We start from the raw sequence: 21,851 nt of genomic DNA, 5'->3' as shown, positions 1-21,851 counted from the left end.
TTAGCGATGGTCGGCCCCGACCGCTTCGGATATATGAGCGAAGCCGTCCCGTCTCAGCAGTTCCCGCAGCCCGCTATGCAGTTTGCGGTTAATTTCAGGTCCTTCATAAATCAAAGCTGTATATATTTCCACCAGACTGGCGCCGGCACGGATTTTCTCGTACGCGTCGGCCGCAGTGAATATGCCGCCCGATCCAATAATCGGCAGCTTGCCTCCGGTCTGGCGGTAAACCCGTGAAATGATGTCGGTCGACCTATCGCGCAGCGGCTTCCCGCTGAGGCCTCCGGTTTCCTTTGCGTTCGCGTGGGTCAAGCCCTCGCGGGAAATCGTCGTGTTCGTCGCGATCAAGCCGGATACCCCGCTATTTTGGATCGTAGCGACCATAAATTCCAACTCGTCATCGCTTACATCGGGAGCGATTTTTACGAGCACGGCCTTACTCTTTCCATGACGCTTGGCCTGGACCGCCATTTCTTCCTTTACCGCTTCCAGAAGAACCGACAACTCGTTCCCATGCTGCAGATTACGCAAGTCCGGGGTATTCGGTGAACTGATGTTCACCACGAAAAAGTCGGCGTAAGGATATAACACGGAGATACAATGCTTATAGTCCAGATGCGCGTCTTCATTCGGGGTGATCTTATTCTTCCCAATATTGACCGCAACCGGAATCGGTCTGGATTTTAGTGCTGCCAGCCGCTCCGCCATCCCTTCCGCCCCGCGGTTGTTGAAGCCCATGCGGTTGATTAAAGCCTCTTCCGGAGGAAGCCGGAACAACCGTGGCTGCTCGTTGCCCGGCTGGGCTTTGGGCGTAACCGTCCCCACTTCCATAAAACCGAATCCGATTGCGGAGAAACCTTCCACCGCATCGGCATTTTTATCAAGCCCTGCCGCAAGTCCTACAGGTGAAGGAAAAGGAACGCCGAACAATTCCGTTGACAATTCCGGCGCCTTTGAGGTTCCGTACATGCCGCGCATCAGCGGAACCATGCCCGGGACTTTAGCCGCTGTATGTAGACCGCCGATCACAAGATGATGGGCTTTTTCCGGATCCAATTTAAAAAATATAGGTTTCCCCAAATGGCGATACAACACTGTTTCATTTCACTCCGATCATTTCTGTCCTCACAAAAAAACTCCATATCCAGTTTAGCGGTTTCCGGCGCAAAAGAAAAGTTTATCTCTGCCGAAAATGCGGAAACATGAATATGGAAATTTGTTATGAAAGCCATTACAATGAAGAATATACTTCTGTAATTTAAGGAAGGGGATTAACCGATGTCAACGAAACGCAAACCTCCAACACTGCAACAGAAGAAGGATGAAGTCAACAAAAAGGCGCTCATCTGGACAAGCTCGGTCATCGCCGCTCTGATTATCGTAGTTGCCGCCGTCATCGTGATCGCGCAGCTTTAATCCAGCCAGTGGTATGTACGATGGGGATTGGTCTGATCCTGGCGGTCACTAAGGGCAAAACGCTCCTCGGGAACCAATTCCAGCTTCGGAAGAATCCCCTTTCCAATCGTTACTTTCGAACCCCTTGGAAGCAGATCAAACAGTTCCTCCACATCCTTCTTCGACATCCGGACACAGCCCAGGGACTGATCCTTGCCAATGCTATCCGGCTCATTCGTCCCATGAATCGCATAATTCGTGTCCGAAAGCTGCATGCCGCGACTCCCGAATTCGCCGTCATCCCGGCCGTTCGGATTCACGACTTTATCCGAAATTCGGAAACTTCCTTCCGGCGTCTTGTCACCCCCGAGACCTACCTTATAACTTCTAATGATAATATTTCCGCTTACAACCGCCAAAGTATGGGTCTTCGAGTCCACAATTGCCTCCAGCGGTTTCGTGAAGAAAGGTTCTTCCCCCGAACTCCAATACCCGTTCAGCGGTTTTCCCGCAGCTTCTCCCTCTTGACCACCGCCGGCAGTACTTACATCCTTATCCCCGTTCACACTCTGCTTCTTAAGCATTCCCAGCATTGGCTCGAACGCTTCCTGCATGATTGGGTCGCTGCCTGCAATCCAGTTATTCGGAAAAGTTCCCGTCAACCCCTTCAGGTTTTCAGGCCATTTGCCTTCCGATTGCTTGAACTGCTGTATGGCCGAAGCAAGAACAGCCAATGACTCCTGGCGGGCGATCCACGCCGAGGCGTCCTTCTGGAGCCTGGATACATCCGGCGGCTCGCAATCGCAGGCTTTAGCGTCGTAGGATTGAACCTCCAACATGCCGCTTGCCGAGCTTTGGGTCAACCCGTAAACGACAGGCATGTCTTCGGACCATATGGCCCACTTTCCGGACCGTTTCATTCCAAGCACCGCGGTCTCCAGGGCCTCCTCAGCCTTCCCGTCCTCAAAAACATTTCCCAATGCCTTGTGCTTATCCCCGGCTTCGCCGAAATAAGTTTCCGCCGTATAAGCAAGCTTCGCCGGAGGCTTGTCCAATTGTGATTGCCCGGCCGGTTTACTACTCGAAGGCGGGACGGAATCCTGGCTCAAAGGCTCGGCTTCTTCCTCTTGTTTATCTCCGGCACCTCCCGCTGACATGATATGTCCCGGAGCATACGCGGACGGCAACCAGATTAATAAGAGCAGCACGAAGGCCAGCCCGGTTTTTCTCAGCAACTGAATATGTTTTTCCTTACGTCTGGATTCTCGCAGCAGGTTCTCCTGGTATTCCTTCCAAAGGTCGGCCGGTAGCTTGCTGGATTCAAAGGCCTCGTATACACTTCCCGCCTGTATGTAACAATAATGCGCTTTGCCTTCTTGGCCGGTCGCTTCGTATTCCTTTCCCAGCAGATACCAGGCCATTTTATTTTTAGGGTGATTCTCCACGTATTTCTTGAGATAACCCGAATGGCTCATCGTCATCCTCCACATGGACAAAATTATAATCTCCTAATATCACTATTAACTATATCGGCAAAGAAATGGCCGTTGCAAAGTTATGAAGCCAGCGGAGTGAAAATCACGACTTAGGACCTAAAAAGCCAGCATCATAAAAAGAAGGCCCCCGCTTAAAACGCGGGGGCCTTCTTGGGAAACTTGATTTGCCGACGAGAATTAGCCTTCTTTATTGAAAGGAGTGTCCGCAATCTTGATGGAGTCGGTCGGGCATCCATCGCAAGCATCCTGCAGATCATCAAACAAATCGTCTGGAATTTCGGTTACGCCTCGGTTAGCGTCACTGTTGTAAATGACTTCGGCCAGACCCTCATCGTCGTAATCGTAGATGTCGGGTGCCGTAGCGCCGCATGCGCCGCAAGCGATGCAAGTATCTTTTTCAACCCAAGTATATTTAGCCATCTCTTCTGCCTCCTGAATAAACGGTACAAGTCCGGTTCTTAGTTTGTCACCAAGTTCAATATAATATAAAGTGAAAGCAATTTCAATTCAAATTCCGTATTATACCAATCGAAAATCAGGATTCGTCCTGCGGCTTCCGCAAGAAGTCAGTCTGGAGCGACGTCCCGCGAATTTTATGGTTCCGGATTAGCGCGGAAGGATCGTTCGTCAGCATTCCCGCGGTCAAAACCGCATTCTCGCCAAATTTATCCCGCAACAAATCCATGGTTTTCGTCAACGATTCTTTTCGGGGCTGCTCCTCATAATCAAACAGATCAAGCTGCAGAGCAGATTCCTCTTTCATCACCAGGTTTTGCAGCGTAATTCCAAGCAAGCGGACCGGCTTCTCCCCGTTCCAATGCCGCTGGTACAGCTTGCAGGCTTCACGGTATACCTCCTCTGCCCGGTCAATGACCGTTTCCAGAGTTTGCGAGCGCGTGATCGTCTTCATATCCGGCGTACGGATCGTAATTTGAACCGTTTGCGCCATCATCTTCTGCCGCCGCAGCCGGCGGGTTACCTGATCCGCCAAATTGAGAAATACCCGCTGGATCTCGTCCAAATTTCGGATATCCTGCGGCAGGGTCGTCGTATGGCCGATCGATTTGTTCTTCTCGCGGTCTTCCATCACAGGGGAATCATCGAGTCCATGGGCCGCCTGCTTCATCCAGTGGCCGGTTACGCCAAATTTCTCGACAAGCTGACGTTCGTCGGCTGCCGCAAGCTGGCCGATCGTAAAGATCCTCATCCGTTTGAGCTTCTCCGCCGTTTTGCTACCGATACCGAACAGCTCATTGCAGGGTTTATCCCATAATAGGGCGGGGACGTCTCGGATTCGTAAAACCGTAATCCCGTTCGGCTTCTTCATATCGGAGGCCATTTTGGCAAGGAGCTTATTGGGAGCGATCCCGATGGAGCAGGGAAGCCCAAGCTCATGGGCAATTCTGGATTGAATTTCTTGCGCGATATCCAACGGAGTACCGAACTGCTTAGACCCGGTAATATCCAAATAGCATTCATCGATCGAAACGGCTTGCAGCAAGGGTGTATACCCGTAAGCAATATCCATGAACGCCCTGGAGTATCTCCGGTACAAATGGAAATTCGGCTGGATCACTATCAGGTCGGGACATTTCTTCAACCCTTGGCTTACCGTCATGCCCGTGGATATGCCACGTTTACGGGCTGTATACGAGCATGTTACGATTACGCCCTTGCGCAGCTCCACGCTGCCCGCTACCGCTGTCGGCCGATTCCGGTATTTCTCGGGCTCCTCAGCTTCATGTACGGAGCAGTAAAATGCGTTCATATCGACATGCAGCACAACCCGGCCGCGGGCGGGATAGTATTCATCGATATTGCCAGGCACTTTCAAGACCGTCCCCTCTTTTAACATTGTTCTTCCAGCATACTCTTTATTCCAAATGCCGGTCAACAAGGCCTGGACAATATCCCGCATAACCCGCTCGATTTAACCCGTCCATCATGCCACCGCTCCGATTATTGAACATCCACTAAAAACCGTGTTACATTTTATAGACAGATGTTATAATAAGAAATTATACCAAATCGGAGCTTCTATTTGAGGACATCCAAAAGGGGGAGACATCCAACATGTCAAAGGCTTTATCCATCTTCGACACAACATTGCGTGACGGTACCCAAGGCGAAGGCATCAGCCTGTCTGCCGACGATAAGTTGAAGATAGCCAAGAAGCTGGATCAGCTGGGTGTCCATTATATCGAAGGCGGCATCCCGGGAAGCAACAGCAAAGATATCGAATTTTTCAAGCGCGTTCAGGAACTTAACCTGTCCGCCAAGATTACGGCCTTCGGAAGCACCCGCCGAAAGGACAGCGTGGCTGAACATGACGCCAATTTGAAGCGTATGCTCGAAGCCGGCGTCCAAGCGACGACACTGGTCGGCAAATCCTGGGATTTCCACGTCTACACGGCTCTCCAGACAACACTGGAAGAAAACCTGGCGATGATTTACGATTCCATTGCGTATTTGAAACGTCAGGGCATGGAAGTCATCTTTGATGCCGAGCACTTTTTCGACGGCTACAAGAACAATCCCGAGTACGCGCTTGCGGTGATGCGCAAAGCGGAAGAGGCCGGGGCCGATTGGCTGACGATGTGCGATACCAATGGCGGAACTATGCCGCATGAAGTCCATGATATCGTCAGCGTCCTTGCCGGCCAGGTTACCACTTCCCGTCTTGGCATCCACACCCACAACGACTGCGAGCTCGCGGTGGCCAACGCCATTAGCGCCGTGCGTGCGGGTGCGGAGCAAATTCAGGGGACAATGAACGGCTACGGCGAACGCTGCGGGAACGCCAACCTATGCTCTATTATCCCCAATCTCCAGCTTAAAATGGGTTATGAAGTGCTTGAACCCGAACAGCTTAAGCAGTTGACCAACACGGCCCGCTATGTCAGCGAGATTGCCAATGTGTACATGCCGATTAATCAACCGTATGTCGGGACCGCTGCATTTGCTCACAAAGGCGGCATCCATGTATCCGCGATCCTGCGCGACTCCCGTACGTACGAGCATATCGTTCCCGAAATCGTCGGAAACCGCCAGCGGGTTCTTGTCTCGGAGCTCGCCGGACAGAGCAATATTTTGTCCAAAGCTCAGGAAATGGGCATTCCGTTCGATCCAGAGAACGAGAGTACCCGTGCCGTCATTTCAAAAATCAAAGACCTCGAGCATCAGGGATACCAATTCGAAGGTGCGGACGCTTCGCTGGAACTTCTGCTCCGGGAAGCGAACGGCGACCTCAAGGAATTGTTTGTCTTTGAATCTTTTAAAATGCTGGTGGAGAAGTCTGCGGGAAGACCGGTTATTTCCGAAGCCTTCGTCAAGCTGAAAATCGACGGGGCAAGCATCTATACGGCCGCCGAAGGAAACGGCCCGGTCAACGCGCTTGATAATGCGCTTCGCAAAGCGCTTATTACTTATTACCCCGGCTTGCAGGAAATACATTTGTCGGATTATAAAGTTCGCGTACTGGATGACAAGGACGCCACGGCTTCCAAGGTCCGCGTACTTATTGAATCCAGAAATTTCGAAAACTCGTGGAGCACGGTGGGCGTCTCAGGCAATGTGATTGAAGCCAGCTGGGAAGCGCTCGTCGACAGCCTTCGTTATGCCCTGATCGGACAGACGAAGCGCGAGGATTATACAGAAATCCAATCGTCAACGCGGGGTTTAGTAAATCATTAATAACAAAAACGTCAGGGAAGGCCCTCGCCTTTATCCCTGACGTTTTTTTATCCGCGTCCACTTCGCTAAACATTCAGCAGCTTTTTTATTTTTGCTTCCAGCTCCTCCGGAGAAAGCGTACCGACGATGACATCCCGGATGGTTCCGTCCGCGTCGATCAACACATTGGTCGGAAAAGCGATGCCGTTATATTTCCGGTACAGCTCTTCCTTCTCATCCAGCAGAACCGGGAACTTGTATCCGTAATTTTCAACAAACCCCTTGGCATCCTCCAGCTTGTCATAGAACGTGACATTGACCGCATACACATCTAGCTGATCACTGTATTTGTCGGCCATCTTAACCAAGTCCGGAGCTTCTTCTTTGCAGGGGTCGCACCATGAAGCCCAAAAATTGACCAGGAGCGGTTTGTCCCGCTTCCCTCCCACTTCATAGGTTTGTCCATCCAAGCCGACCAGGGAAAACTTCGGGGCCTTCGTTCCCGGCTTCGGAGCATTTTTAGCGACCAGCGCACTGACGGATTGCTCTTCCCCGGCAGTGGGGGCCGATTTGTTCTCAAATCCCAACAGCGTCTTTAGTTCATTGCCGTAATTATCGTATACTGCCGCAATCAGCAATACGAGCAGTGCGGCCAAAATCCATCTATTCCGGTTCATTTTACAACTTCCTTTATGTTATCGTGGTATATATACTGCTGTCATTTGCAGTTACCTAACTATTGTACCCCGATTTCGCGAATAGTTACAATTGATTGAATAAAGGAGATTGTCCGATGCATGATTTCAAAGATGTTGAGCCCCGTAATCGCATATTGGAACTTCCTGAATCAATCCGGGTTCTTCTGGCAAAGGACGGTCTTGACCGCGATCCCGACGAGGCCTGCGGAGCGTTATTTGGCCGCCTCTCCCCGGAAGTGATTACGGTCGACAGTTATATGCCTCTTACGAATATGGCGGAGAATCCACGACACACCTTCACATTTGACCCGGCCGAATGGGTTCGCTGCTGCTACACTTCCGGTTTGATCGGAATTTTTCATAGTCATCCGACATCGCCTCCGCTCCCTTCCATTTCAGATATGGAAGGACTTCAGCATTTTGGCGGTCTGCTCTCGCTGTATCTCATCGGAAGCAAATTCCCGGCGAACGGCGGAGCGATTCAAGACGAAATGCCGCCCGGTACCCCGGACGGCTTCCTCCTTAACGCCTATGCGATTGCCAGAAGGAGTAACGGATCGTACTTTCTGGAGAATCTGATTATGTCTTACTGAGAAATCCGTAAAGATCGCCCAAGGTGATGACGTTTCGATCCTTCAGACGCCCGATCATGGCCTTCCACAATCCGGCGGTCATTTTGGCATCCTCCAGCGCATGGTGGCGCTGCGTGACCGGAATGTCATACGCTTGGAGCCACTCATCTAGCGAAGAAACCTTTCGCCCCGGTTCCAGCTTTTGCGCGATCATCATCGTGTCCAATACCCTGTGGCCAAGATGCGCCTTCGTAGTTTTCCAAAGCGCCACATCCAAGAAGGCTTTGTCATGAGCGCTCCCATGAGCGATCAGCACCCGATCATCGACAAACGCCATGAATTCCCGCAAGGCCTGAAGCAAGGGCGGCGCGTCCTGGACCATCTCGGGCGTAATCCCCGTCAGTTCAACAATGCGCTGCGGAACATTGCAAGCCGGCTTGCACAGCGAATAATAATATTCTCCCGTGCTTTGCTCCCCATCGACCTTAACGGCTCCGAATGACAAAATTTCGTCCCCATAATGATAATGAAATCCGGTCGTCTCCAGATCAAATACCGCTGTCCTCAACTGGCTTAACGGAACGTGAAGCGTCTCCGGACGGCGCTGCCCCTTGGTCAGCGAGCGTACAAACGCAATCTGTTGGGCACTGGGCGCTCCGAGCATGGACGCGATCCGCGGGGACAATCCCCCGCCTTTCAAGACATCCCAAAACCCGCCATTCCCCTTCATCGGTTCCTTCATAGCCATTTCCTTTCCGCGTATCGTTGCTGCCGTTGTAAGGTTCGGTACATCAACTTTACCGTACCGAGCGCTTCACGCAGTTCGCGTCGGATCTCTTTTTGCTTGAGCATCGACTGGGGCAAATATCCGGTTCCCGAGAGCGTACCGTCTTCTTCCAGATAAGAAGTCATCGATCTGAACCTGAGTGCGGTATAAAATGCGTTCTGACAGGACTCCAGCCACCGGTAAGGCGCAACCTCCAGCTTAATCAGCCTGGCCAACCGCTCCTGCGTCGATGATGCGCTGATCCCGTATTCTACGGCCAAGTACCGAACCGCATTCACCAGCGGCAGGTAGAGCCCGTATTTTACATCGAAATCCCCGGCGTGATCGCCGGTTTGCTCCGTAATCACCTGGCCCAGCACATTGAGAGCGGCTTTGTGGCGAATGGTATTGCGCAGCACGGCTGCCGCCAAATTCCCTTCAGGGCCGGAATCCTGTTCGAAAATCTCATGCGTCGTCCGCCTCAATTCCCCCGTGAGCTTCGAGTCGCCGGAAATATGGCGCATATCGGCCGCGATCATCAGGTAACGGACCTGCTCCCAGCCCAGCTGCTCTCTCCAGCTTTCAAGCTGCCTGATCCAATCCTCAGTTGATTTTCTCCATAAAGGATTTGATGTCATTACATTGCCCGGGCAAGGCGGGTATCCGGCTTGTTCGAGCAACTGTGATAACCGCACTCCGAAGCGGTCAAAATAGGCTTTTACCTCCGGTCCATCTCCTTTTCCAATAATCAAGCCATTGTCCTGGTCGCTCCACAATGTTTGTTCATTTCTGCCGGCACTGCCGTAGGCAACAAACGCATAAGCGGCGGGAGGAGAGCCGAAGCCCTCCTCAATGAGCTGCCGCTGACATAAAATTGCGGCCTGTGACATTACGGCATCTTGAAGTTCTCCCGCATTCCGGTTCCACTCTTCGATCTTAGTAGATGAAAATCTGCCAAAAAGACTTAACTGCTCCTCCAAGCGCGCCGACCGGAGCAATTCCGGAGTGGAAGCCGACCGGATCGTTTGAAAGCTGACATGATCTGCCGCCGTTTCGTAACTCATGGGCCGACTCCCTTTCTTCACTTATTTAACAAAAGGGGAATCCCCATTACAAAGCCGTATCGCTTTTCACGATTCTCGGCCCGTCGGTCACGGTTTTCGTACCCGTCCCAGGCACTGCGGACACAGGTTGATTTAGAATGTTCATTTGCTCCGGATATCCGTAGGTTCCATGTTCACTGATATCCAGACCCATCATTTCTTCTTCCTCAGTAACTCGCAGACCCATCAGCCACTTCATGCCGCCAAGCAGCAGGAACGAGATAGCGAGGACAAATGCGAATGTACCGATAACCCCCAGGAGCTGTACTCCCAATTGTCCTAAGCCGCCGCCATAAAACAATCCTGCCGTACCTACTCCGGTTTTGTCGGCCAGCTCGGGAGTAGCGAACAAACCAGTGGAAATCGCTCCCCAAACCCCGGCAATGCCGTGTACGGAGAAGGCATAGATCGGATCATCCAGCCCTGCGCGTTCAAACCATCTTGCCGTAAAGAAGGTCAGTACCCCGGCTACCGCACCGATCACGATAGAGGCCCAGGCATCAACAAAGGCGCAAGAACCGGTAATCGCAACAAGTGCGGCCAGGACGCCGTTTAGCATACTCGGAATATCGGATTTTCCCATGACTGCCCAAGAAATAAGAAGAGCTGCTACCGCCCCAGCTGCTGCCGCGAGGTTTGTTGTCATCAGGACGTAACCGAAGAATCCGTCGCCAAGCGGTGTCAGAGCACTACCCGGGTTAAAGCCAAACCACCCAATCCAAAGAATAATTACGCCAAGTACCGTCAGCACTTGATTATGACCCGGAATACTGTTCGGTTTTCCGTCCTTATTGTATTTTCCAAGCCGGGGTTTCAACAGAATCGTAGCTGCGAGCGCTGCCGTAGCACCGGTAAGATGGACAACCGTCGATCCGGCATAATCCTGCATGCCCAGCGAACCAAGCCAACCTCCGCCCCATACCCAGTGAGCAACAATCGGATAAATAATCGTAAGGAACAGTGCGCCGAATATAATGTAGACACTGAGCTTCGCACGTTCAGCCATACCGCCGCAGGCAATCGCCAGGGATACGGCCGCAAAGGCCATTTGGAAAAGAAACATCAGATTTAAGGGAACGCCAATTTCAGAGAATACGCCAAACGACCCGATAGCTTGATCCCCGCCGAACAAAAATCCCGTGGTTCCCAGGAAACTGTTTCCGTCCCCGAAAGCAAAGCCGAAGCCGACAGCCCACCAGACAATGACGGAAATGCCCAGCGTCAGTACCGTCTTGCCGGCAACATGCCCGGCATTTTTCATTCGAACGGTTCCCGCCTCCAAAAGTGCAAAGCCAGCTTGCATAAAAAACACCAGCATAGCCGCTACGAATACGAACAAGGAATTCAATCCGATTTCGAGCACGGGCGCGGTTATTTCTCCTTCAGCCGCAAAAGCAGATACAGGAAATGCAAACGCTGCGATAGCACTAAACAATCCGAACAACCATTTCTTTTTCATGAAACCCACTCCCTAATGTCATATTTTCTAACACAAAATAAAATGTTAAGGTGATTATAAGACCTATTAATCAGAAATTACAATGCATTTTTTCGTAAAATACCATAAAGTGCAAATAACCTTACACAAAGTGTAAATAAACTTACATATCATGTTATGTATTTATGAACATTTATTTAAGTTACTGATAAATATAAAGCGTGACGTTTGACTGTATAGTTGCTGTTCAGTTATCATATTTTATACAAAGATATTGCATTTTGACGGAATGCTTTATCGCTCCTAAAAAGGATAAAACGTTGGAGAGAGGTGATCCTATTGGAGTTAATGAAACTTTACCGGATTGGGGAACTGGCGAAAGCCGCAGATGTCAGCGAACGTACCATCGACTACTACACCAAGCTTGGGCTGATCTCAGCTGAGAAACGGACACAAAAAAACTACCGTTTATACAGTTCTGAAACCTTGTTGCGTTTGGACCGTATTAATCAGATGAAGCAGGAAAAATACTCACTCGAGGAAATTCGCGAAAAGCTGGAGCAATGGAACAAAGTCACACCCGAGGAGCATGTGACCGAGAAGTTAAATTCGCTCGAAATCCATATGCAGCAGCTTGAACGCGAAGTTAAGGAACTTGAGCCGCTGATTTCCAGTCTGAAGCCGGGGCAGGCACGCCGGGCATTTTCAAACCTGATGCCGCAAAGCCTCGCCTGTATCGAGGCGCTTCGGATTATATTGAATCACGGACCATTCAGTTAAACCGATTTTCCTGAACTTACTTATCTGACTATGGAGGAATTCATCATGTACTCTAACTTAATGCTCATCCCCATATTGTTGGCTTTCGGATTGTCGTTATGGGCTCAATTCCGGGTCTCCGGAACCTTTAAGAAATGGGCGAAAGTACCGAATATGTATGGATTGACCGGCCACGATGCAGCAAGACGCATGCTCGATTCCCACGGTCTATGGGATGTTCCGATCGAACCTGTACGCGGTATGCTATCCGACCACTACGATCCGATCAAACGGGTCGTCCGTTTATCGGAGCCGGTTTATTACGAAAACTCGATCTCAGCCGTTGCCGTAGCCTGCCATGAAGTCGGGCACGCCATCCAGCACAAAGAAGCGTATCCGATGCTGGTCCTGCGCCACAGAATGTTCCCCTTCGTGAATTTTGCGTCCGGGGTAGCTCCTTTTCTGATCTTGGCCGGTTTCTTGTTCGGATTTTTCAATTTAGTCGGTCTGGGCATCATCTTCTTCTCGGCAGCCGTCCTGTTTCAACTGGTTACGCTGCCTGTCGAATTCAATGCCAGCAACCGTGCACGCAAGATCATGCTTCAGCAAGGCTTTGTCACTCACGAAGAAGAGCGCGGCGTAGCTAAAGTGCTTAATTCCGCGGCTCTGACTTACGTAGCGGCTGCTCTGATTTCCTTGCTGGAACTGCTCCGTTACGTTCTCATTTTTGTCGGTAACCGCGATTAAAGTGCAAAAAGCTCCTCCCAGCTATACTGGGAGGAGCTTTTTTTGGCGTTGAGCCCGGTTTACTATCTTCGCGAAAAAAAACCGCCGGTCTCATTGACTCGGCGGAGTATCGATTTGAAGTCCAAAATATTCAAGAAGAAACACTCTAAACGACTGGGCGACCAGCGGCAGCTTCTCATCCGCCCGGTGAATCAGTCCGACCGTTCGGGTTACCTTCGGATCCGAGATGCGGACCCTGCTAGGCTGGAGGGAAAAGCTCTGGAACAAGGCCATCTCCGGCAGCAGGCTTACCCCCATCCCGGCGGCAACCAAGCCCCGGATGGTGTCTGTTTCTTCGCCCTCAAAAGCTATCTTAGGCGTGAATCCGGCCTCCAAGCAAGCCTGCCATACGATAGGTCGAAGCGAATAACCTTTGCTGAATAAAATAAACTTATCGTCCTTCAATTGATTCAATTTGATGCTTTGCTCTCCGGCCAGCGGGTGGCTTGGCGGCATAATCGCGACCAAATCCTCCGTCAGCACCACGTTTCCTACTACTTGATCATGATTCTCCGGAAATGGCGAGATGAATGCCAAGTCCACTTCGCCAGACACGACGTCACGAATCAATGTCGGGTAGGTCCCTTGTCTGAAGCGGAATTTGACATTAGGATACAGCTTCCGGAATTCCGCTACCACGCTTGGAATGATATGAATCCCAAGACTGTTGGGGAATCCGAGCCGGATCTCTCCCTGTTCCGGATCCAGAAATTCATGGACTTCATTTACGGCACGGTCCAGATCCTTAAGGATGGTCTCGACCCGGCTGCAGAACAGCTGTCCGACGGCAGTCAGCTGCAGGTTTCTTCCTTTTTGCATAAACAGATTGACGCCAAGCTCTTGCTCCAGTTGATGAATTTGCCGGCTTACTGCCGATTGAGCCACATGCAGCTCTTCAGCCGCCTGAGTGACGTGTTCTTTCCTTGCTACTTTCAAAAAATATTGCAATTGTCTTAATTCCACGAATCTGATCGCTCCATTTCGCATCTGCTGATAAAATCCGAACTAGGGCTGAGATTTATAAAAGGGCTTACATTCCATTTCTAATGTACCATGGACACCTTCCGGGTTCAACGCCGTTTTAATACTCTGATGATGATTCCGTACAGGAAGAAGCCTCCGACCAGTCCGCCAAAATGAGCCATCCAGTTCACCTGCGGCACAATAACGGAGAAAACGACACCGATGATCAGCAAGCTGTACAGTGTTTTTCGCGAGCTTTCATCCATAAGCTGACGCTGAAGCAGCGCGATGTACAAAAATGCGCCGTACACCCCGTACACGGCTCCTGAAGCCCCTACGGAAAGGTGGATGTCCATTGAGCGCCGATAAACCTCAAGACTGATGAGATTACCGACAAGGCCGCTGCCGATGTATAGCAGCGCATAACGCCAATGGCCTAGCAACCGCTCCAGAGGCGGAGCGAATACCAGTATGGCGAAGCTGTTGGAGAACAGGTGGCCAAAGTCATGATGTAAAAACATCGATGCCAGAAGCCTCCAATATTCGCTTGCATATGGCTCGACATTGGTTAAGGCCCCGAATTTTAGCTGGGTATAGGGATTATCCGAACCTCCGTTAAACATAACGAGCAAGAACATAACCAGGTTGGCGGCCAAAATCAGTACGGTCACCGGGTAATAACGGAGATAACTTTTCCAATTTTCATAGCGGATAAATATCATCGTACCATTCCTTTTCGTGCAGGATTTCCTAAAGTTGGACAATCACTTTTTAAAACGTCTATAATGAAGACTGAATATCCCATTATCTCATGTTTAGGAGGAGAATCAAATGACACAAGAACGCGCAAGCGTGGCAACATTCAAAGGCAACCCCATTACCTTGGTGGGTCCGGAACTCAAAGTAGGCGACACTGCGCCGGATTTCCGGTTGAATAAGAACCTGCTCGAAGAAGTTACCCTGCAGGATTTCGCGGGCAAAATCAAGCTGATCAGTGTCGTGCCCTCCCTGGATACAGGTGTATGCGACGCGCAAACTCGCCGCTTCAACCAAGAAGCCGCAGACCTAGGCGATAACGTAGTGATCTTGACCGTCAGCGCCGATCTTCCTTTCGCACAAGCCCGTTGGTGCGGTGCTGCGGGCGTAGACCGCGTAGTCACTTTGTCCGATTATAAAGACAATTCCTTCGGGAAGTCTTACGGCGTTCTCATCAAAGAATTCGCGCTTGACCAACGTGCTGTTTTCGTTGTCGATCAAGACAACAAAATCCGTTATGTCGAAGTGCTGAAGGAAATGTCCGAGCATCCGGATTACGAAAAGCCGGTAGCCGCCGTAAAAGAATTGCTGTCTTAATCACCTCGAACAAGTAATATAAATAATTGCGATAAACGAAAAGCGAGTAAGGAGGGAACCCCTCCCTGCTCGCTTTTCTCATACAACCGTTCCTAAGACTTAACCTTGTACGATGACAGCTTCTTATCGAGCATGGTGAACAAGTGGATAATGTTGCGGTAGTTGGCCCCCAAGTCGCCGAAACTTCCGCGCGTAGCCGAATAAATATCGACCGCACTGCGCATTGGTCCGGTGGAAACGATCGAAACCGTGATATCCATCGTCCGCCCGAAGCCGCTGCGTTTTTCCAACGTAATCTCTCCAACGGACGGGACCTCGTGCAGCACTTTATAACCGGGAACTTTCTTTAAAGTCGAGGAGACTTCCTCCCAAATCTTATCTTTCGATAATTGGTAATATCTTGTTTTCAATTCGGGCACTTTGGCGCGGTCGCTCGTTCCTTCCTGACTGCGGAATATGCCGGTTAATGTTCTTTTTAATGACAACCTGTTCTTCCTCCTTTATCCTACTGACACAACCAAAAATGCGATTTCATAATGGTTTTTATAAACTTTCTCTATAAATTCGTGTTCAAAAAGTCAGGTTTTCAGGACCAAGAAGGTTGGATGAAGATAGGGACTGAGTAGCGGAGCGTACATGAGGTACGTGAGCAACGGAAGGCCCGGCTGAATTCAAGATTCGACGTCGAATCCTCATCATGATCTGCTTCGTCTTGGAAAGATGATTTTTTGAACAACCTATATAACTATAGTTTATCATTGTTCAGTAACAAACAAAAGGGAAGAGATCACTCACTTATGCACAAAAAAGCACTTCAAAGACCGGATAATCCCAAAGTCTTCAAAGTGCCGCATTTTTAATAAAAGAGACCCGCCTATGCCGTCCGGTTACATTGTCTCGAACCTGCATTAGCAGGTGGGTGACCGCAGCGACATATTAGAAGTCCCCTCATCAACATGGATAGGGCCTTTCAGCTATGACGCAATGTAAGTCTCCCGAGACTTTGTCATTGGTTCAAAACAACATAGAACCGAAACGTACATCGCAGGACGTAAACCTATTATAGAACTTTGTAAGCTGAATGTAAACTTGACGAGCAAGGAAATTCCATCCAATTTTCAATCCGGTTACACTTAATCTTTTTCCTTTTCTCCGCCGGAAGGAAGTTCAAGCGGCGATTCGTCGTCATCCGCATCGGTGCTGCCTTCATTGCCCGAATCTTCGGCTGCACGCATTTTCTCCACTTTCTCCTGAACCTTATTATATGCAGCATAGAAGTTAAAGAAAGCGACAAGCGCGGTAAGACTCGCTAATCCGAAAAAGATCAGCCATGGGAATCTTATGGTCAGGAAGACCAAAACCCCCGTACAAATCACCGTCGACAACATTCTGAACGGTTTGAGGATCGTCAATAAAATCGCGTTTTTGATCAGTTGGGTCACCTTTAAATAATAGTGAGCCACCATAGAGAAAAAGTGGAACAAAGAAACAAGCAGCAGTACCAGGAAAACCAGGATAACAATCCCGATAAATTGCAGGTTGTTAAACTGCTTCATGTACATTTCATAATCGACAACCATAATAACGGTGAGCAAAGTATAGAAAATACCGCCTAGCATGCTTTGCTTATAATTCTCTTTGTATCCTTTGAAATACGTCTTGATGATACTTACGTCCGCTTCCCCCATCACCCATTTCCGTACTACCGAAAACAGAGCCGACGTGGCAGGAAAAAATGTAAACGGTGCCAAAATCGCCATAATCCACAAATTAAGTCGTGTAAAATCGGCATCCGCACCTGGCATTAGAAACGCCACAAACGCGAAAAACAAGAAAGGCAGGGAACATACCAACCACAGCAGGTTACTTCCCGATATCCTCATAATCCATTCCGTAATTTTATAAAATCCGCCCATTAAACCTTTAGATTCCAAGTAAAGATCTCCCTCCGCAAATGATAAGTTTGTCTATAAGTATTACTATAGCACGATTGCTTCATCACTATCCAGCGCCTATTTTGACGGATATAGGTCAGCGTCTAGTCTGGTCCGCCCTCTTCGCCATACTATATTAAGTAAATTCAATCATCCACAATTTCAAAGGAGGTAATCTCATGTCCCAAGTTGGTGGAGGATATGGAGGTTTGTGGACATCCACGGGTACGATTTTGGTCTTGTTTATTTTGCTTGTCATCGTCAGCCGGACGATTCTGTATTAATTGAAAATAAAAAGCAAAGAAGACGAAGCCCCGCTTCGTCTTCTTTGCCAATGATTTATTTCATAACCCCGGTCTTATTTGTCGAACGAGCTGTCGTCGCGCTTAACCGGTCTGCGGTCTCCGCTTTGGTTCGAAGGGCGCGGCTTGCGATCGGAAGAACGGTAAGAATCACGTCCTCCGTCCTTGCTGTATCCGCCTTTGCCGCTGCCGTATCCGCCGCGACTACCGCCATCGCGGTTATTACCGCGATAACCGCTGCCGCCGCTGCGATTGCCGTAGCCAGACGGTTTCCGTCCGCTGGAGCGGATATCCGGATTCCGGCGTTTTACGCGGATCGGTTCTTCTGGAGTAAGCTCGATGTTCGCCTTGTCGTTCTTCTCGCCGGTAATCAGCTTGAAGGCTGCAGATAGCAGGTTCACCGAATCATATTGCTCAAGGAGCTGAATGGCGATACCTTTGTATTCGTTCAATTCGCCGGCTTCTACCAGCTCAAGAATACGTTCCGCGGTAATCCGTTGCTTGCCTTCAATCGCTTCCGCGATGCTCGGCAACGGTTTGCGGGCAATTTTATGACGGGTGATTCGCTCGATAAAGTGCAGGTGGTCAATTTCACGCGGCGTTACGAAAGACCATGCTGCGCCTTCTTTACCTGCGCGCCCGGTTCTGCCGATCCGGTGAACATAGCTCTCAGGATCCTGCGGCAGGTCGAAATTGACGACATGAGAAACGCCGGATACGTCGAGACCGCGTGCAGCTACATCCGTTGCCACCAGCACGTCGATGCTGCCGTCGCGGAATTTCCGCATTACGTTGTCGCGTTGGTTCTGCGACAAATCACCATGCAGACCGTCGGCAGAATATCCGCGTTTTTGCAGGGCTTCCGACAATTCGTCTACCCGGCGCTTCGTACGGCCGAAAACGATAGCCAGTTCAGGGGATTCCATATCCAGCAAACGGGTCAGAGCGTCGAATTTTTGACGTTCATGCACTTCAATATAAGCTTGATCAATCAGCGGAGCGCTGACTTGTTTAGGAATAACGGAGACATGCTCAGGGTTTTTCAAGAACTGTTGGGCCAGCTTTTGGATATTTGCAGGCATGGTAGCGGAGAATAGCATTGTCTGGCGCTCTTCCGGAACCAGCTTCAAAATGGACTGAATATCGTCCATGAAGCCCATATCCAGCATTTCATCGGCTTCATCAAGCACTACGGTCTGGACATCGTCGAGTTTAATCGTTTTCCGGTTGATGTGGTCAAGCAGACGGCCCGGAGTACCGATAATAATTTGGGGCTTCTTCTTCAAAGCGCGAATCTGACGGACGATATCTTGACCGCCATAAATAGGAAGGGAACGCGTGCCTTTAAAACGGGCCAGTTTACCGATTTCTTCAGCCACCTGAATGGCCAGCTCGCGTGTCGGCGTCATAATCAGCGCCACGATACGCTCTTCTTCTTTAGGAATTCTGTTGATCAGCGGAAGGCCGAATGCCGCCGTTTTACCTGTACCGGTTTGTGCTTGTCCGATCAGGTCGCGCCCGGTGAGGGCAATCGGAATGGATTTGGATTGGATCGGTGTCGCTTCTTCGAAACCGAGCTCCGTAATTGCTTGTAACACTTTAGGCTCTAAGCCGAAATCTGCAAATGTGTTCAAATTGTTCATACTCCTTCTATATAGTGGACATTCCACAAGCTTGACTGTATTCTTAAGTAGCATTCAAACGTTTATAGACTATCCAATCTCCCCATAAAAGTTACATAAGGGATTGGAACGCGAGAAAACTTCTTGACGGTTAAACGACCGTTTAAAATTGGAAATGGATCCCTACTCAAGAATATCTCAAACATTATAGCACAAAACAGTTTGAGAATACCAGCAAGCAGGTTGGGATACTTCCATATTCAACGCGAGGTGAAATTTTGTGTTTAAGGAAATAAGGAACTGCATCGCCATCTTGATCGGAGCCGCGTTGATCGCTTCCGGATTCAACTTGTTCCTCGTTCCGCATCATCTGCTCAGCGGCGGTGTATCGGGGCTGGCCATGCTCACCGGCTACTTCTCTCCGCTCAGCATCAAAACGATGTACTTGGTTTATAATGCCCCGATTCTGATTGCCGGCTGGTTTTTGCTCGGTAAGCGGTTTGTCGGACTCAGTATCCTTTCCGTAATCGGCGTAACGTGTTTCATGGCCCTCATTCCGGAGAAGCCGCTCGCTTCGGATACGTTGTTATCCGCCGTATTCGGCGGAGTGCTCGTTGGCATGGGCAGCGGATTTTCGTTTCGCGTAGGCGGTTCTTCCGGCGGCTTTGATATCATCGGATCGATTGTGACCCGCTACCGCGACTTTCCGATCGGCAATATTCTCGTCGGGATGAACGGACTCGTTATTTTGGCTATGGGATACTTGGAAGGAAACTGGAATCTGGCCCTTGCATCGATGGTGTCCATCTATCTGGCCGGTAAAATACTTGATTTCATCCACATCAACCATCTCAAAGTGACCCTGTTCATTATTACCGACCGAACGGACGAGCTGCTCGAGCGGCTCCTCTGCCGTCCCCGCGGGGTAACCTTGATAAAGACACAAGGGGCTTTCTCCCATAAGGAGAAGGACATGCTTATGACCGTCACCACCCGCTATGAGCTCACCGAGCTCAAAGAAATCATTAAATCGACCGATCCGGCGGCATTCGTAAATATCGTCGAAACGGTCGGCGTTATGGGCTCTTTCCGGAGAAGATAAGCCTGTGGGCACGCGTTCGGCGTTCCATTTGCATCGGATTGTGGTATAATCATAACAAGCGGTTCCTTCAACAACTGAATATAGTCATCAGCTTTACCTTTATTTCACAGGCTGTACTGCTTTTCCGAAGTAGGAATGATTCCGGAACGAATGATTCTTGTAGGAAAGGGTGATGGATGTGGAAATGGAAACGGTAAAACTGGAGCAAATCGTCATGAAGTGGTTTCCGGATATGTTGCCTTTTTTCAATCAAAGGGAACTGAACTCCATGATTGTCCTTCGTGATGGTCTGACCATCCTGGAACCGGAAGATGCGATGGAAATTATCCAGTTCAGCATCTGCGAGCATCAAAGCACGGGTTTCCTTCATTAAATAAGCACTTTACCACCAAGGCCGTTTCTTCTGCATAAGCGGAAGAAGCGGCCTTCTTGTTCTCATACATAAACTATGAGTATTGCACCTTTCCTCTCAAAATTAATAGTTTAAGATAAGGTCATTAGGTTTAAAGAAACAAAAGTATCGCGAACGATTTAATGGTAACAATGATGTTCTTTCTGCAAACGGACCATCGGATATAATCAAATCGAAATGCAATCAAGGGAGAGGAATTTTAATGAACATCCTATGGACACTTTTACTTCTGGCCTTGGGTACGGGCTCCGGAGGAACGCCGGTTGACCAGGCTGACACCGGCAAAATGCCCACCATTATGCAATCAACCTATCAAACTTTTAAAACAAATCTCGCAGAGGGAAGAAGAGACGATCCTTTATCTCCATCCGAAATGGTGATCCCTGTTCAGCAGGCCGAAGCTCCAAAAGTCAAAGGAATATACGTCACGGCCTACAGCGCCGGCGGATCACGGCTTAACACCCTGATTGACCTCGTCGACAACACCGAATTAAATTCCATGGTCATCGACATTAAGGATGACGCAGGCTATATCACTTACAAAACGGATAACCCTGAACTGCAAAAGCTGGGCAAGCCGCAGCCTTTCATTCGGGACCTCGACGGATTGATGGCTCGTCTGGAAAAGCATGAAATTTATCCAATCGCGCGCATAGTTGTATTTAAAGACACGATTCTCGCCAAGAAGAACCCGGAACTCTCGTTCAGAAACAGTGATGGTACCGTATGGAGCAACGGAAAAGGCGACAGTTTCGTCAATCCGTATAGCAAAGAAGTTTGGGACTATAATATAGAGGTCGCCAAAGAAGCAGCCAAGCATGGCTTTAAAGAAATTCAATTCGACTATGTCCGTTTTCCGGAAGGCTTCGAGAAACGAGCCGACTCACTGAAGTATACAAAGAACGAGCTCAGCCGGATTGACGCCGTCGCCGCTTTCGTAGAATATGCCCGCGAACAGCTTAAGCCGCTGGGTATCAAGGTATCGGTCGATATTTTCGGGTACGCTGCTTCGGTTCCGGCGGCGGAAGGCATCGGTCAGGATTTTGTGAAGATCTCTAACCAGGTCGATATCATCTGTCCAATGATTTATCCGAGCCACTATACAACCGGATGGTTCAATGCCAAAGATCCCGACAAAGCTCCTTACCAGACGATCAAGGGAGCTATTATTGATACGCAGAAGAAACTCGACCCGCTGGGAGAAGAGAAACCCATTATCCGGCCTTGGATTCAGGATTTTACGGCGAGCTGGCTCGGAAAAGGCCATTATACGAAATATGGCAAGCATGAGGTCGAAGAACAAATTCGGGCCCTTAGCGAAATGAAGATCGATGAATATCTGCTGTGGAATGCGTCCAACCGCTATACGGAAGGCGTAGATTATTAAGCTATCATAAATGATTATCTAAGACATATCCGGCATTATTCCTTAACCTATAATTGATGAATGTTCTAGAAGACCCGGGCAATCCGCCCGG

At 49.6% G+C, this 21,851-nt stretch carries 23 protein-coding genes and 1 other RNA gene; 10 read left to right on the top strand and 14 right to left on the bottom strand.

What is annotated here, in order from left to right; all coding sequences use genetic code 11:
- Complete coding sequence (locus tag NYE70_RS01240) at nt 1–1,095, bottom strand: quinone-dependent dihydroorotate dehydrogenase (protein ID WP_341044772.1); 1,095 nt, start codon at nt 1,093–1,095, stop codon at nt 1–3.
- A gap of 183 nt (nt 1,096–1,278) precedes the next feature.
- Here NYE70_RS01240 and NYE70_RS01235 point away from each other — a divergent pair, with 183 nt between their 5' ends.
- Nucleotides 1,279–1,416, top strand: coding sequence for a hypothetical protein (locus NYE70_RS01235; RefSeq protein ID WP_211021096.1), 138 nt, complete (start codon nt 1,279–1,281; stop codon nt 1,414–1,416).
- On the opposite strand, the gene NYE70_RS01230 is transcribed toward NYE70_RS01235, so the two are convergent.
- The 3 genes from NYE70_RS01230 to NYE70_RS01220 form a co-directional block, all read right to left on the bottom strand.
- On the bottom strand, nt 1,413–2,885 hold the full coding sequence (locus NYE70_RS01230) for a L,D-transpeptidase family protein (RefSeq protein WP_341047481.1): 1,473 nt from the start codon (nt 2,883–2,885) through the stop codon (nt 1,413–1,415). The genes NYE70_RS01235 and NYE70_RS01230 overlap by 4 nt on opposite strands.
- Nucleotides 2,886–3,068: 183 nt before the next feature.
- Nucleotides 3,069–3,311, bottom strand: a complete 243-nt coding sequence (locus NYE70_RS01225) for a ferredoxin (RefSeq protein ID WP_211021095.1) — start codon at nt 3,309–3,311, stop codon at nt 3,069–3,071.
- A gap of 115 nt (nt 3,312–3,426) precedes the next feature.
- Complete coding sequence (locus tag NYE70_RS01220) at nt 3,427–4,746, bottom strand: DNA polymerase IV (protein WP_341047479.1); 1,320 nt, start codon at nt 4,744–4,746, stop codon at nt 3,427–3,429.
- Between the two features lie 218 nt (nt 4,747–4,964).
- Between NYE70_RS01220 and cimA the strand changes: the two genes are divergently transcribed.
- Nucleotides 4,965–6,584 (top strand): citramalate synthase, encoded by a 1,620-nt coding sequence (cimA, locus tag NYE70_RS01215; RefSeq protein ID WP_211021094.1) that lies wholly within the window; start codon nt 4,965–4,967, stop codon nt 6,582–6,584.
- A gap of 65 nt (nt 6,585–6,649) precedes the next feature.
- Here the strand turns inward: cimA and NYE70_RS01210 are convergent, their stop codons facing one another.
- A complete protein-coding gene (locus tag NYE70_RS01210; protein ID WP_341044770.1) occupies nt 6,650–7,240 on the bottom strand; it encodes a TlpA family protein disulfide reductase in 591 nt (196 codons plus the stop codon).
- 116 nt (nt 7,241–7,356) lie between these two features.
- Here NYE70_RS01210 and NYE70_RS01205 point away from each other — a divergent pair, with 116 nt between their 5' ends.
- Nucleotides 7,357–7,854: a Mov34/MPN/PAD-1 family protein gene (locus NYE70_RS01205; protein ID WP_341044768.1), complete on the top strand. Its 498-nt coding sequence runs from the start codon at nt 7,357–7,359 to the stop codon at nt 7,852–7,854.
- Here the strand turns inward: NYE70_RS01205 and NYE70_RS01200 are convergent.
- Genes NYE70_RS01200 through NYE70_RS01190 form a run of 3 tightly spaced genes read right to left on the bottom strand, consistent with a single transcriptional unit; the run spans nt 7,841 to nt 11,161 of the window.
- Nucleotides 7,841–8,575 carry an exonuclease domain-containing protein gene (locus tag NYE70_RS01200; protein WP_211021495.1) on the bottom strand — a complete coding sequence of 245 codons (735 nt, stop codon included), beginning with the start codon at nt 8,573–8,575 and terminating at the stop codon, nt 7,841–7,843. The genes NYE70_RS01205 and NYE70_RS01200 overlap by 14 nt on opposite strands.
- Nucleotides 8,572–9,663, bottom strand: coding sequence for a DUF294 nucleotidyltransferase-like domain-containing protein (locus tag NYE70_RS01195; RefSeq protein ID WP_211021091.1), 1,092 nt, complete (start codon nt 9,661–9,663; stop codon nt 8,572–8,574). Before NYE70_RS01195 ends, NYE70_RS01200 begins: the two co-directional genes overlap by 4 nt.
- Nucleotides 9,664–9,709: 46 nt before the next feature.
- A complete protein-coding gene (locus NYE70_RS01190) occupies nt 9,710–11,161 on the bottom strand; it encodes an ammonium transporter (protein WP_341044767.1) in 1,452 nt (483 codons plus the stop codon).
- Nucleotides 11,162–11,488: 327 nt separating this feature from the next.
- Between NYE70_RS01190 and NYE70_RS01185 the strand changes: the two genes are divergently transcribed.
- Both NYE70_RS01185 and NYE70_RS01180 read left to right on the top strand, forming a co-directional pair.
- A complete protein-coding gene (locus NYE70_RS01185; RefSeq protein ID WP_213654969.1) occupies nt 11,489–11,920 on the top strand; it encodes a MerR family transcriptional regulator in 432 nt (143 codons plus the stop codon).
- Between the two features lie 45 nt (nt 11,921–11,965).
- Nucleotides 11,966–12,646 carry a zinc metallopeptidase gene (locus NYE70_RS01180; RefSeq protein WP_341044766.1) on the top strand — a complete coding sequence of 227 codons (681 nt, stop codon included), beginning with the start codon at nt 11,966–11,968 and terminating at the stop codon, nt 12,644–12,646.
- A gap of 90 nt (nt 12,647–12,736) precedes the next feature.
- Here NYE70_RS01180 and NYE70_RS01175 read toward each other — a convergent pair whose 3' ends face one another.
- Both NYE70_RS01175 and NYE70_RS01170 read right to left on the bottom strand, forming a co-directional pair.
- Nucleotides 12,737–13,648 carry a LysR family transcriptional regulator gene (locus NYE70_RS01175; protein ID WP_211021087.1) on the bottom strand — a complete coding sequence of 304 codons (912 nt, stop codon included), beginning with the start codon at nt 13,646–13,648 and terminating at the stop codon, nt 12,737–12,739.
- Nucleotides 13,649–13,755: 107 nt separating this feature from the next.
- Nucleotides 13,756–14,370 carry a rhomboid family intramembrane serine protease gene (locus NYE70_RS01170; protein WP_341044765.1) on the bottom strand — a complete coding sequence of 205 codons (615 nt, stop codon included), beginning with the start codon at nt 14,368–14,370 and terminating at the stop codon, nt 13,756–13,758.
- 109 nt (nt 14,371–14,479) lie between these two features.
- On the opposite strand from NYE70_RS01170, the gene tpx reads away from it, so the two are divergent.
- Nucleotides 14,480–15,001, top strand: coding sequence for a thiol peroxidase (gene tpx, locus NYE70_RS01165; RefSeq protein ID WP_290407480.1), 522 nt, complete (start codon nt 14,480–14,482; stop codon nt 14,999–15,001).
- Nucleotides 15,002–15,093: 92 nt separating this feature from the next.
- Here the strand turns inward: tpx and NYE70_RS01160 are convergent, their stop codons facing one another.
- From NYE70_RS01160 to NYE70_RS01150, 3 genes are all read right to left on the bottom strand, one after another.
- Nucleotides 15,094–15,486: a DUF1499 domain-containing protein gene (locus tag NYE70_RS01160; RefSeq protein ID WP_211021084.1), complete on the bottom strand. Its 393-nt coding sequence runs from the start codon at nt 15,484–15,486 to the stop codon at nt 15,094–15,096.
- Nucleotides 15,487–15,864: 378 nt separating this feature from the next.
- Nucleotides 15,865–16,055: non-coding RNA, 6S RNA (ssrS, locus tag NYE70_RS01155), on the bottom strand.
- Nucleotides 16,056–16,134: 79 nt separating this feature from the next.
- Nucleotides 16,135–16,935 carry a YesL family protein gene (locus NYE70_RS01150; protein WP_341044763.1) on the bottom strand — a complete coding sequence of 267 codons (801 nt, stop codon included), beginning with the start codon at nt 16,933–16,935 and terminating at the stop codon, nt 16,135–16,137.
- A gap of 179 nt (nt 16,936–17,114) precedes the next feature.
- On the opposite strand from NYE70_RS01150, the gene NYE70_RS01145 reads away from it, so the two are divergent.
- Entirely contained in the window at nt 17,115–17,219 is a 105-nt protein-coding gene (locus NYE70_RS01145) for a sporulation protein YjcZ (protein WP_211021082.1), read from the top strand.
- Nucleotides 17,220–17,293: 74 nt separating this feature from the next.
- On the opposite strand, the gene NYE70_RS01140 is transcribed toward NYE70_RS01145, so the two are convergent.
- Complete coding sequence (locus NYE70_RS01140; protein WP_211021081.1) at nt 17,294–18,871, bottom strand: DEAD/DEAH box helicase; 1,578 nt, start codon at nt 18,869–18,871, stop codon at nt 17,294–17,296.
- Between the two features lie 268 nt (nt 18,872–19,139).
- Here NYE70_RS01140 and NYE70_RS01135 point away from each other — a divergent pair, with 268 nt between their 5' ends.
- The 3 genes from NYE70_RS01135 to NYE70_RS01125 all read left to right on the top strand — a co-directional run bounded on the left by NYE70_RS01135 (nt 19,140) and on the right by NYE70_RS01125 (nt 21,760).
- Nucleotides 19,140–19,961: a YitT family protein gene (locus NYE70_RS01135; RefSeq protein WP_211021080.1), complete on the top strand. Its 822-nt coding sequence runs from the start codon at nt 19,140–19,142 to the stop codon at nt 19,959–19,961.
- A gap of 172 nt (nt 19,962–20,133) precedes the next feature.
- Entirely contained in the window at nt 20,134–20,334 is a 201-nt protein-coding gene (locus NYE70_RS01130) for a hypothetical protein (protein ID WP_211021079.1), read from the top strand.
- A 241-nt stretch (nt 20,335–20,575) separates the two neighbouring features.
- Nucleotides 20,576–21,760 (top strand): putative glycoside hydrolase, encoded by a 1,185-nt coding sequence (locus tag NYE70_RS01125; RefSeq protein WP_211021078.1) that lies wholly within the window; start codon nt 20,576–20,578, stop codon nt 21,758–21,760.
- Nucleotides 21,761–21,851 lie beyond the last annotated feature (91 nt).

The organism is Paenibacillus sp. FSL R5-0407 (assembly GCF_038009185.1).
Lineage (GTDB): Bacteria > Bacillota > Bacilli > Paenibacillales > Paenibacillaceae > Fontibacillus > Fontibacillus vini.
The sequence above is the reverse complement of the archived record's forward strand: the minus strand, read 5'-3'. Positions and strand labels throughout refer to the sequence as shown.

Coding starts and splice junctions, on each gene's coding strand:
- NYE70_RS01235 (WP_211021096.1), top strand. CDS start 1,279: ATGTCAACGAAACGCAAACCTCCAACACTGCAACAGAAGAAGGATGAA.
- NYE70_RS01230 (WP_341047481.1), bottom strand. CDS start 2,885: ATGTGGAGGATGACGATGAGCCATTCGGGTTATCTCAAGAAATACGTG.
- NYE70_RS01225 (WP_211021095.1), bottom strand. CDS start 3,311: ATGGCTAAATATACTTGGGTTGAAAAAGATACTTGCATCGCTTGCGGC.
- NYE70_RS01220 (WP_341047479.1), bottom strand. CDS start 4,746: ATGTTAAAAGAGGGGACGGTCTTGAAAGTGCCTGGCAATATCGATGAA.
- cimA (WP_211021094.1), top strand. CDS start 4,965: ATGTCAAAGGCTTTATCCATCTTCGACACAACATTGCGTGACGGTACC.
- NYE70_RS01210 (WP_341044770.1), bottom strand. CDS start 7,240: ATGAACCGGAATAGATGGATTTTGGCCGCACTGCTCGTATTGCTGATT.
- NYE70_RS01205 (WP_341044768.1), top strand. CDS start 7,357: ATGCATGATTTCAAAGATGTTGAGCCCCGTAATCGCATATTGGAACTT.
- NYE70_RS01200 (WP_211021495.1), bottom strand. CDS start 8,575: ATGAAGGAACCGATGAAGGGGAATGGCGGGTTTTGGGATGTCTTGAAA.
- NYE70_RS01195 (WP_211021091.1), bottom strand. CDS start 9,663: ATGAGTTACGAAACGGCGGCAGATCATGTCAGCTTTCAAACGATCCGG.
- NYE70_RS01190 (WP_341044767.1), bottom strand. CDS start 11,161: ATGAAAAAGAAATGGTTGTTCGGATTGTTTAGTGCTATCGCAGCGTTT.
- NYE70_RS01185 (WP_213654969.1), top strand. CDS start 11,489: ATGAAACTTTACCGGATTGGGGAACTGGCGAAAGCCGCAGATGTCAGC.
- NYE70_RS01180 (WP_341044766.1), top strand. CDS start 11,966: ATGTACTCTAACTTAATGCTCATCCCCATATTGTTGGCTTTCGGATTG.
- NYE70_RS01170 (WP_341044765.1), bottom strand. CDS start 14,370: ATGATATTTATCCGCTATGAAAATTGGAAAAGTTATCTCCGTTATTAC.
- tpx (WP_290407480.1), top strand. CDS start 14,480: ATGACACAAGAACGCGCAAGCGTGGCAACATTCAAAGGCAACCCCATT.
- NYE70_RS01145 (WP_211021082.1), top strand. CDS start 17,115: ATGTCCCAAGTTGGTGGAGGATATGGAGGTTTGTGGACATCCACGGGT.
- NYE70_RS01130 (WP_211021079.1), top strand. CDS start 20,134: ATGGATGTGGAAATGGAAACGGTAAAACTGGAGCAAATCGTCATGAAG.
- NYE70_RS01125 (WP_211021078.1), top strand. CDS start 20,576: ATGAACATCCTATGGACACTTTTACTTCTGGCCTTGGGTACGGGCTCC.